The organism is Gordonia sp. X0973, from assembly GCF_013348785.1.
In the GTDB taxonomy this organism is placed as follows: domain Bacteria; phylum Actinomycetota; class Actinomycetes; order Mycobacteriales; family Mycobacteriaceae; genus Gordonia.
The window spans coordinates 2,810,845-2,819,696 of record NZ_CP054691.1 but is presented as its reverse complement, the minus strand read 5'-3'; the positions used below and the strand labels follow the sequence as shown (position 1 = coordinate 2,819,696).

Below are 8,852 nucleotides of genomic sequence, written 5' to 3'. Positions count from 1 at the left end.
TCCGGAGGCGTCAGGAGGTGGCCAGGTCGCGCGCGAGCGCGGGCCAGGTGTTGTACAGGTCCTGCTGCCAATAGCTCCAGGCGTGGGTCCCCGTCGGCCGGACCGTCAGGCGGTAGGGGATGCCGATCGAGGAGAGCCGCTGGGCCATCTGCTGGGTGCACAGGTTCACCGCGGCCTCGATGACGCCGCCGGAGAGGATCTGGTCGGCCAGCCAGTGCGGCCCGCCGTTCTTGACGTCCTGCCGTTCGAGCGTGTCGTTCTCGCCGGGCAGGCCGGAACCGGTCGTCATGTAGATCTTGATGCCGCGCAGGCGGGGGGCCTGCACGTACGGATCGTTCGCCAGCCAGCCGGGACCGCCGACGGGTCCCCACATCTTTTCGGCGCGCCTGTTGCGGGCGTTGTCGTTGATGGTGAGCTTGACGTATTGCTGGCCGATCGGGTCGCTGGTCCGCGCGCAGCCGCTGAAGGCGGCAACCGAGCGGTAGAGCCTGTGATTCGCGATCGCCAGATTGAACACCGAGGTGCCGCCCATCGAGAGCCCGGCGATCGCGTTCCGGCGCGCCGTCCCGTAGTGCTGGTCGATCAGCGGCGGCAATTCCTCGGTGAGGAAGGTCTGCCATTTCTGGATACCCAGCTGGGGGTCGGGTTCGCGCCAGTCGGTGTAGTAGGAGAAGCGGCCCGACATCGGCGTGACGACGTAGACGTTCTTGTCGCGGAAGAACTTCCGATAGGTCGTGTAGTCGCCCCACGACGACCCCTTGGTGCCGTCGGCCGTCTTGACGCGCTCGCCGCCGCCGACCCCGTTGAGGAGGTAGAGGACCGGTCGCGGTTTCGCGGTGTCCTTCGGCAGCAGGACGGTGAGGGGTACCTCGCGCTTCATAGAGGCCGCGTAGACGACCAGCGACTCCTCCTGCACACCGGTCGACCGGGCGCTGACGATCCGGCTGCCGTCCTCCGCGTGTGCCGCGGGTACGGCCGACACCGTGGCGGCGAAGGCGAGGGCCAATCCCACGACAGTCCTCAAGACGGCAGACGACACAGGATTCCCTTCGGCAAAGTTCGGCACGAGTGTACAGGTCCAGGTTTACATCCGATCCTGGCAATCACCTGGGCATTCGTCGTCGCGTCCGCGGCGACGGTGGTGTCGGCGACGGGTTGGGTAGCATCGCGGCATGCGTCTGTACTCCCTGTTGGTCGGCCTGTGGCTGGCGGTCGGAGCGTCGGTCGTCGTGCCGGCCCAGGCCGGCGCGGCGCCCGCGGACGGGGCGGTCCTCTCGACGTCGGCGCTTGCCGCCGCCGACCTGCCGTCGGGGGCGGCCCGCGGGGTGCGGCTGCTCTACGCCACCCGCGATCAGAACGGGCGCCCGGCGCGCAGCACCGGCGCGGTCTACTTCCCGCGCGGCGCCGCGCCGCGCGGTGGCTGGCCCGTCATCTCCTGGGCGCACGGCACGACGGGTATCGCGCCGCAGTGCGCGCCGAGCCTCATGACCGGCCGGGTGCAAGACCGCGACCAGCCGCTGATCGCGGCGGCCCTGCGCCACGGGTACGTCGTCGCGGCGACCGACTACGCCGGCGCGGGCGCCGAAGCGGAGTATCTGGGCGGTCGGGCAGCGGCCCACGACGTGATCGACGTGGTGCGCGCCGCGCGCGACGTCGACTCGGGAGTCGGGAGACGCTGGGTCGCCGTCGGCCATTCCCAGGGCGGTCACGCGGCGCTGTGGGCAACTCGACTCGCACCGCGCTACGCACCCGACCTGGACGTCCGCGGCGTGGTCGCACTCGCGCCGTACAGCCAGGTCTCGAAGATCTTCTCGACGATCCAGCGGCCCGGGGTGCCCAACCTCAGCGTGCTGAACAGCTACTACGGGTTCGCGCTCTACCTGATGAGCGGACTCGCGCATGCGCGGCCCGACGTCAATCCGCTGGGATACCTGACGCCGACCGGGAAGCGGTGGCTGACCACGGCGCGAACCGTGTGCGCGGGCGAACTCGCGAACGCGATGACGACCGTCGCGCCCGGGACCTTCTATCGGACCCCGGTCGACGGCACCGCCTTCGTGCGCGCGTTGCGCGACTACGCCGACATCCCGACGACGGGCTGGCGCCGGCCGATCCTGATCCAGCAGGGGGTGCTCGACCCGGTCATCCCGGCGATCGGCACCCAGACCCTCGTCGACGAGCTGCGCGGCGGGGGCGCGGCCGTGACGATGCGGACCTATCCCACCGACCACGGGGGAGTGGTGCCGATGGCGATGGGGGACACCCTGGCCGCGGTCGCGGGGTACTTCCGCTGACCGTCGGGGCACCCGGACCACGATTTGGCCCCGACCTGCGGTTTCCCTTAGACTGAAGCGGTTGCCCGCGGCGCATCTGCGTCGCGAGTCGGCATGCGAACCCACTGGAGTGCTCCGGGAGACCGGAAAACCCCTGGCAGGCGCGTGTCCGGCGGCAGCAGACCGTGCACGTCGGGTCGGAAATCCGGCGGGCAAAAAATCCAGGTCAGGAGAACCGAGTGATTCAGCAGGAATCTCGCCTGCGGGTCGCCGACAACACCGGAGCCAAGGAAATCTTGTGCATCCGCGTGCTGGGCGGCTCCTCGCGGCGATACGCCGGGATCGGCGACGTCATCGTCGCCACCGTCAAGGACGCCATCCCGGGCGGCAACATCAAGAAGGGCGAGGTCGTCAAGGCCGTCATCGTCCGCACCATCAAAGAGCGGCGCCGTCCGGACGGCAGCTACATCCGTTTCGACGAGAACGCCGCCGTCATCCTCAAGGGTGACAACACCGACCCGCGCGGTACCCGCATCTTCGGCCCGGTCGGCCGCGAGCTGCGCGACAAGCGCTTCATGAAGATCGTTTCGCTGGCTCCGGAGGTGCTCTGACATGAAGGTGCACAAGGGCGACACCGTGATCGTCGTCTCCGGCAAGGACAAGGGCGCCAAGGGCAAGGTCATCCAGGCCTTCCCGAAGCAGCAGCGAGTCCTCGTCGAGGGCGTGAACCGCATCAAGAAGCACACCGCCGCCTCGGCTGACGAGCGCGGCGCCTCCTCCGGGGGCATCGTGACCCAGGAAGCCTCCATCCACGTCTCAAACGTGATGGTCGTGGACTCCGACGGCAACCCCACCCGCGTGGGTTACCGGACCGACGAGGAGACCGGCAAGCGCGTCCGGATTTCCCGCAAGAACGGGAAGGACATCTGAGATGACCACTTCCGAAAAAGTGCAGCCCCGGCTGAAGGCCCGCTACCGCGAAGAGATCAAGGACTCCCTCAACAAGGAGTTCAGCTATGACAACGTCATGCAGATCCCGGGCGTGGTGAAGGTCGTCGTCAACATGGGTGTCGGCGACGCCGCCCGCGACTCCAAGCTCATCAACGGCGCGGTCAAGGATCTGGAGCTGATCACCGGTCAGAAGCCGGAGATCCGCAAGGCCCGCAAGTCGATCGCGCAGTTCAAGCTGCGCGAGGGCATGCCGATCGGTGCGCGCGTCACGCTGCGCGGCGACCGCATGTGGGAGTTCCTCGACCGCCTCGTGTCGATCGCCCTCCCGCGTATCCGCGACTTCCGCGGCCTGAGCGACCGCCAGTTCGACGGCAACGGCAACTACACCTTCGGGCTCAACGAGCAGTCGATGTTCCACGAGATCAACATCGACTCGATCGACCGACCGCGCGGTATGGACATCACCGTTGTCACGTCGGCCACCAACGACGACGAGGGTCGTGCGCTGCTCCGCGCGCTCGGCTTCCCGTTCAAAGACAACAACGCGAAGAACTGACGGTAGGGAAATCTGATGGCAAAGAAGGCTCTGGTCAACAAGGCCAACAAGAAGCCCAAGTTCGCCGTGCGCGCCTACACGCGCTGCAACAAGTGCGGCCGTCCGCACTCGGTGTACCGCAAGTTCGGCCTGTGCCGAGTGTGCCTGCGCGAGATGGCGCACGCCGGCGAGCTGCCGGGCGTGCAGAAGTCCAGCTGGTGAGCTGAGGCCCGGATCCGTTCCGGGCCGCTTCACGAACGATACGACGACCCCGCCTCGACAAGAGGCGGGGTCGTCGTGCGTTGACGTGGTCGAGTGGACAGACGACCCCGCAACCTTCTGGGTGGTCGAGTGGATCCGAGGCGCTAGCCGAGGAACCGTATCGAGACCCCGCAACGACTGGGTGGTCGAGTGGATCCGAGCCGATAGGCGAGGAACCGTATCGAGACCTCGCAACCGATCTCGCCAACCCTCCCCGTCGGACGGCTACGTTGGAACCCGTGGAGATCACCATCATGCACGCGGTGGACAGCCGCAAGACCTTGCACCTCGACTCCTACATCGCGGAGCTGGCGAAATTCGAGTCGGAGGGCTTCAAACGCATCTGGGCGACGCAGATGCCGCGCGACGCCGACACGCTGACCGTGCTGGCGTTGGCCGGTCGAGAAGTACCGCGGATCGAGTTCGGCACCGGCGTCCTGCCGATCCAAACGCAGATCCCGATGAACCTCGCGCAGCGCGCGCTGACCGTCAACGCGGTGACCGGCGGTCGGTTGACGCTCGGGTTGGGGCTCTCGCACAAGATCGTCACCGAAGGCATGTGGGGGATCCCGTTCAGCCGGGCGGTGGCCCGGACGTCGGACTATCTCGACGGCCTGCTGCCGCTGCTCGACGAGAAGCAGGCCGCAGTCGACGGCGAGTTCACGACGACCCGCGGCGACATGAGCCTCACCGAAGTACCCGCGCCGCCGGTCTATCTGGCCGCGCTCGGGCCGAAGATGCTCGACCTCGCCGGGCGGCGGACGGCCGGAACGGTGACCTGGATGACGGGGCCTAAGACGCTGCGCGACCACATCATCCCCAGCCTGCGCACCGCCGCGGAGGAGGCGGGCCGCTCGTCGTCGGAGGTGCGGACCGTCGCCTTCCTGCCCGTCGCCGTGACCGACGACGTGGAGACGTCGAAGGCAACTGCGGCCAAGCAGTTCGCCATGTACAACAACCTCCCGTCGTATCGAGCGATGCTCGACCGGGAGGGCTACGACACCCCCGTCGACGCGGCGATCGTCGGCGGCGAGGCCGCCGTGACCGCGCGGATCAACGAACTCGTCGATGCCGGAGTCGACGAATACGTCGGCATCGTCTTCGATCGCGACGAGCAGGTGCGCGACCGTACCCGGGCATTGCTGAGGAAGCTCGACGCCTAGCGGTGGCTAGCGCTGCGGCTCGTAGCGGAGGGCCACGGCGCCGGAGGCGAGTTCGGTTCGACCGATCAACCGCAGGTCGACGAATTCGCGCAGACCGGCGAACGGCGTCGGACCGCGACCGGCGATCCGTGGGTGCACGATGAATTCGTACTCGTCGATCAGCCCCAGCTGTGCCAGCGCGAGTGGCAACGTGACACCACCCGTGTAGATGCCCGTGCCCGGCTGTTCCTTCAACTCGGTGACGGCCGCACGCAGGTCGCCGCGCACCAGCTGTGCGTTCCAGTCGACGGTCGAGAGGGTGCGGGAGACGACGTATTTCGGCATCGCGTTGATCGTCGCGACGAACGGGTCGTCGGATTGCTCGTCGTCGGGCACGCGCCACGCGGATTCCATCATCTCGTAGACGACGCGTCCGAAGAGCAGCGTGTCGGCGCGGCCCATGATCGCCGCGGTGTAGTCGTGCAACTCCTCGTCCGGGCGCCCGGCCAGATGATCGCAACACCCGTCGACGGTGACGTTGATCGAGTACCGGAGTGGGCGCATCGCAGTCACTCGCGTTCCAGGAGGAAGAAGTAGGTCTCGTCGGATCCGCGTTGGTCCATGGCGCCGAGGAGGGTCGTCTCGTCGAGTCGCCGGAAATGGTCGATGACCGGAATGTCGTCGTAGACCATCGCAGCGCTGCCGAGCCCGCGGTACTCCACGGTCCGCAGACGTGCTCGCGGCTTGGTCGTCCGCATCGCGCGGAAGGAGGAGCGCCCACCGGGTGGCATGATGCGCGGAACCTTGGATCCGAGCCGGTTCAAGGTGCGCAGCGGGACGAGTTTCGGGTTCACCGCGTAGAGGTGTTCCGGATCGTCGCCGAAGAGCAGCGGGTGAACGGTTTCGGCGTCGATGAACTCTTTGCCGTACCACCCGGACAAGGCGAGCAGGCCGTCCATCGGGTGACCGGTCGGCAATTCCGATCCGTGCCAGCGGCCGAGGATTTCGGCGACCGACACCGCGGGGAGGGAGTCGAATAGCTCGTGCGCGGCGATACTGCTGAGGCCGGCTCGTAGGTCCTCCGTGTTCACGTGTTTCCTTCTGATGATCGATCCGCATCCGCTGCGCTGTGCGTCAGCGCAGGTCGAACGTGTGGTCGGAGATGGTGAATCCGTGATGGCTCAGCGTGTTGTCGCAGGTGACGCCGGTGTCGGTTTCCACAGAGCAGCGGAAATCGCCGACGGTGAGCGTCTGGCCGTAGGGGAGGGGGTTCGTATTCGGCCCCAACATCTGCAGGTCGGCGCCACCGAAGGACATGAACTGGGCCCATGCCCGGTCCCGTGCCCACGACGATGGCGTTGGGCCGCACCATCGCATCGGGTGCGCCCGCGCCCGGCACGTTCGGTGCCATCGGCGGCATGGTGCCGTTGCAGCCCGCCTGCCGGGTGTCGGTCAGGATGGCGCAATGCCATTTGCCCGACGGTGAGACGAAGTAGTAGCCGCCCGTCCCCTGATAGTCGGCGGGATTCGCGCCGCCCGCGCCCGGGGTCTGCGCTTCCTCACCCGTCGACGGTGCCGGATTCCCCGGTGCGCTCTGGGTGATCGTCGACGTGACGGTGACCTGGGCGGGGGTATTCGGCGACGACGATCGATCGCATCCGGCGAGGCCGAGAACCGTCGCGAGTATCGCGACGCTGACGGCGGCGGTCCGTGGCTTCATGGTCGGCCGTGGATCAGGCGGTCTGCGTGTCGGGCGTCGATCGGCGGCCCCGCACCAGGTAGACGAGCGGCAGGATGCCGGCAGAGTTGACGACCGCCATGCCCGACTGCCACAGCATCTTCGGACCGTTGACCTGGTCCTTGGTTCTGCTGGCCAGGTCGCGCAGCGCCCACGCGCGCAGTCCGGCATCGACGGCGGCGAGACCGACGACGGCGCCCTTCGCCTTGGGGGACAGGTCGCTCCAACGTTTGCGTGCCATCTGCCCACCGTACCGAGGCGTCAGCACGTGATGACGATATTGCCGACCTTGCGCCCCGAGTCGACGCGACGGTGGGCGGCGACGATGTCGTCGAGCGGGAGCGATTCATCGATGACGACGCGGAGTCTGCCGTCGGCGACCAGGGATAGCAGGTGCGCGAAGTCGTCGGCGCGTTCGGGGACGACGCCGGCTTTGACATTGCCGCGCGCACAGAGGTTGTCACCGAGGCTGGCGACACCGAGGACCAGAATCCCGTTCTCGGACAGGAGGTCTCGGCCGGACTTGCGGTCCAGATTCCCCACAGCGTCGATGACGACGTCGAAACGTCGGCCCGACGCGGTGATCGGCGAGACGGTGTAGTCGATGACCTCGTCAGCGCCGAGATCCCGCACGAGCGCAGCGTTGCGGGTGCTCGTCACCGCGGTCACCGTGGCGCCGCGTAGTTTCGCGAGCTGGATCGCGCTCGTACCGATGGCGCCCGACGCTCCGTTGATCAGAACCGTCGAGTCGGAGCCGGTCTGCGACACTCGCAGAAAGTGGTTCGCCGCCGTCGCGCCGAACAACAGGCCGGCAGCATCCTCGTGACTCACCCGGGGTGGTTTGTGAGACGTCTTCTTGGCGGGCGCGACGACGTATTCGGCGTGGGTGCCCATCGATACGCCGGTCATCCCGCACACCTCGTCGCCGACGGCGAATCCGTCGGTCTTCGTGCCGACTTCGGTCACCACTCCGGAGAAGGCGCCGCCGAGCACCGAGTTGCGCGGTCGCGTGAACCCGAGCGCGAGCCGCGAGAGCACGCCGAAACCGGCCGGGAAGTCGGCCCCGCGGATACGGGCATCGCCCGACGTGACCGCGGCGGCGGTGACGCGGACGAGGAGGTCCTTGGTGCCGGGACGGGGGACCGGTACGTCTTTCACCGAGACGACCTCGGGTGGGCCGTAATCCTGGGCGATGGCAGCGCGCATGGCGGTTCTCCTTACGGGTGTAAGTCTGTGGTTGAATGCTAGCCTTACGGGTGTAAGCATGCAACAGGCAGAGAGGATCGCCCCGTGGTGGTGCGTGCCCGCCTCAGTCCCGAGAGGATCGTCGACGCCGCCGTCGCGGTCGCCGATCAGGGAGGGTTGGCCCAGGTCAGCATGCGCAACGTCGGGCGCGAACTGGGCGTCGAGGCGATGTCGCTGTATCACCACGTCTCCGACAAGGACTCCCTCCTCGATGCGATGGTCGACTGGATCTTCGCCCGCATCGAGCTACCGACCGTCGACGACGAATGGCGCGCGGGGATGGCCCGTCGTGCCGACTCCGCTCGAGAGGTCCTGTCCGCCCATCCGTGGGCGTTGGGATTGGTGGAGTCCCGCCGGACCCCTGGCCCGGCACTGTTGACTCATCACAATGCCGTGCTCGGGTGTCTGCGCCGGAATGGCTTCTCCGTCGAACTCGCCTCGCATACGTTCTCGGCGATCGACTCGTACGTCTACGGATTCGTGCTCACCGAGATGAACCTCCCATTCAGCGAGAGTGCCGACGACTTCGTCGGGGAGTTCACCGAGGCGATGCCGATGGAGTTGTACCCGCATCTGGCCGAGCTCGGCGCTGCGATCATGGAATCCGGCTACCGATTCGCCGACGAGTATCGCTACGGCCTGGACCTCGTGCTGGACTCGATCGCCGAACGTTTCGCGGTGTCCTGACCAAGGTCCCCGGTCGCGGC

The 8,852-nt window shown here is 67.4% G+C and carries 14 protein-coding genes; 8 read left to right on the top strand and 6 right to left on the bottom strand.

The features are described 5' to 3' along the window. Positions 1-10: 10 nt before the first annotated feature. A complete protein-coding gene (locus HUN08_RS14040; RefSeq protein ID WP_301546742.1) occupies positions 11-1,024 on the bottom strand; it encodes an alpha/beta hydrolase family protein in 1,014 nt (337 codons plus the stop codon). 148 nt (positions 1,025-1,172) lie between these two features. On the opposite strand from HUN08_RS14040, the gene HUN08_RS14035 reads away from it, so the two are divergent. The 6 genes from HUN08_RS14035 (at position 1,173) to HUN08_RS14010 (ending at position 5,183) form a co-directional block, all read left to right on the top strand. Further along, positions 1,173-2,294 (top strand): S9 family peptidase, encoded by a 1,122-nt coding sequence (locus HUN08_RS14035; RefSeq protein ID WP_124246723.1) that lies wholly within the window; start codon positions 1,173-1,175, stop codon positions 2,292-2,294. 218 nt (positions 2,295-2,512) lie between these two features. Further along, a complete protein-coding gene (gene rplN, locus HUN08_RS14030; protein ID WP_124246724.1) occupies positions 2,513-2,884 on the top strand; it encodes a 50S ribosomal protein L14 in 372 nt (123 codons plus the stop codon). A gap of 1 nt (position 2,885) precedes the next feature. Beyond that, positions 2,886-3,203 carry a 50S ribosomal protein L24 gene (rplX, locus tag HUN08_RS14025; protein WP_124246725.1) on the top strand — a complete coding sequence of 106 codons (318 nt, stop codon included), beginning with the start codon at positions 2,886-2,888 and terminating at the stop codon, positions 3,201-3,203. A 1-nt stretch (position 3,204) separates the two neighbouring features. Continuing rightward, positions 3,205-3,780 carry a 50S ribosomal protein L5 gene (gene rplE / locus HUN08_RS14020; protein ID WP_124246726.1) on the top strand — a complete coding sequence of 192 codons (576 nt, stop codon included), beginning with the start codon at positions 3,205-3,207 and terminating at the stop codon, positions 3,778-3,780. 15 nt (positions 3,781-3,795) lie between these two features. Further along, positions 3,796-3,981 (top strand): type Z 30S ribosomal protein S14, encoded by a 186-nt coding sequence (locus tag HUN08_RS14015; protein ID WP_007319192.1) that lies wholly within the window; start codon positions 3,796-3,798, stop codon positions 3,979-3,981. 278 nt (positions 3,982-4,259) lie between these two features. Further along, on the top strand, positions 4,260-5,183 hold the full coding sequence (locus HUN08_RS14010; RefSeq protein ID WP_124246727.1) for a TIGR03564 family F420-dependent LLM class oxidoreductase: 924 nt from the start codon (positions 4,260-4,262) through the stop codon (positions 5,181-5,183). Between the two features lie 6 nt (positions 5,184-5,189). On the opposite strand, the gene HUN08_RS14005 is transcribed toward HUN08_RS14010, so the two are convergent. Genes HUN08_RS14005 through HUN08_RS13995 form a run of 3 tightly spaced genes read right to left on the bottom strand, consistent with a single transcriptional unit; the run spans position 5,190 to position 6,479 of the window. Further along, positions 5,190-5,726, bottom strand: a complete 537-nt coding sequence (locus tag HUN08_RS14005; RefSeq protein ID WP_124246728.1) for a dihydrofolate reductase family protein — start codon at positions 5,724-5,726, stop codon at positions 5,190-5,192. Positions 5,727-5,731: 5 nt separating this feature from the next. Continuing rightward, entirely contained in the window at positions 5,732-6,253 is a 522-nt protein-coding gene (locus tag HUN08_RS14000) for a DUF4334 domain-containing protein (protein ID WP_124246729.1), read from the bottom strand. A gap of 43 nt (positions 6,254-6,296) precedes the next feature. After that, on the bottom strand, positions 6,297-6,479 hold the full coding sequence (locus HUN08_RS13995; protein WP_124246730.1) for a hypothetical protein: 183 nt from the start codon (positions 6,477-6,479) through the stop codon (positions 6,297-6,299). A gap of 11 nt (positions 6,480-6,490) precedes the next feature. On the opposite strand from HUN08_RS13995, the gene HUN08_RS13990 reads away from it, so the two are divergent. Next, positions 6,491-6,658, top strand: a complete 168-nt coding sequence (locus HUN08_RS13990; RefSeq protein ID WP_165353394.1) for a hypothetical protein — start codon at positions 6,491-6,493, stop codon at positions 6,656-6,658. Between the two features lie 237 nt (positions 6,659-6,895). Here HUN08_RS13990 and HUN08_RS13985 read toward each other — a convergent pair whose 3' ends face one another. Continuing rightward, on the bottom strand, positions 6,896-7,141 hold the full coding sequence (locus tag HUN08_RS13985) for a hypothetical protein (RefSeq protein ID WP_124246731.1): 246 nt from the start codon (positions 7,139-7,141) through the stop codon (positions 6,896-6,898). A 20-nt stretch (positions 7,142-7,161) separates the two neighbouring features. Further along, on the bottom strand, positions 7,162-8,106 hold the full coding sequence (locus HUN08_RS13980) for an NAD(P)-dependent alcohol dehydrogenase (RefSeq protein WP_124246732.1): 945 nt from the start codon (positions 8,104-8,106) through the stop codon (positions 7,162-7,164). A gap of 84 nt (positions 8,107-8,190) precedes the next feature. Between HUN08_RS13980 and HUN08_RS13975 the strand changes: the two genes are divergently transcribed. Then, entirely contained in the window at positions 8,191-8,832 is a 642-nt protein-coding gene (locus HUN08_RS13975) for a TetR/AcrR family transcriptional regulator (RefSeq protein ID WP_165353393.1), read from the top strand. Positions 8,833-8,852 lie beyond the last annotated feature (20 nt).

Coding starts and splice junctions, on each gene's coding strand:
- HUN08_RS13985 (WP_124246731.1), bottom strand. CDS start 7,141: ATGGCACGCAAACGTTGGAGCGACCTGTCCCCCAAGGCGAAGGGCGCC.
- HUN08_RS13980 (WP_124246732.1), bottom strand. CDS start 8,106: ATGCGCGCTGCCATCGCCCAGGATTACGGCCCACCCGAGGTCGTCTCG.
- rplX (WP_124246725.1), top strand. CDS start 2,886: ATGAAGGTGCACAAGGGCGACACCGTGATCGTCGTCTCCGGCAAGGAC.
- HUN08_RS14005 (WP_124246728.1), bottom strand. CDS start 5,726: ATGCGCCCACTCCGGTACTCGATCAACGTCACCGTCGACGGGTGTTGC.
- HUN08_RS13995 (WP_124246730.1), bottom strand. CDS start 6,479: ATGTCCTTCGGTGGCGCCGACCTGCAGATGTTGGGGCCGAATACGAAC.
- HUN08_RS14035 (WP_124246723.1), top strand. CDS start 1,173: ATGCGTCTGTACTCCCTGTTGGTCGGCCTGTGGCTGGCGGTCGGAGCG.
- HUN08_RS13990 (WP_165353394.1), top strand. CDS start 6,491: ATGCCCGGTCCCGTGCCCACGACGATGGCGTTGGGCCGCACCATCGCA.
- rplE (WP_124246726.1), top strand. CDS start 3,205: ATGACCACTTCCGAAAAAGTGCAGCCCCGGCTGAAGGCCCGCTACCGC.
- HUN08_RS14015 (WP_007319192.1), top strand. CDS start 3,796: ATGGCAAAGAAGGCTCTGGTCAACAAGGCCAACAAGAAGCCCAAGTTC.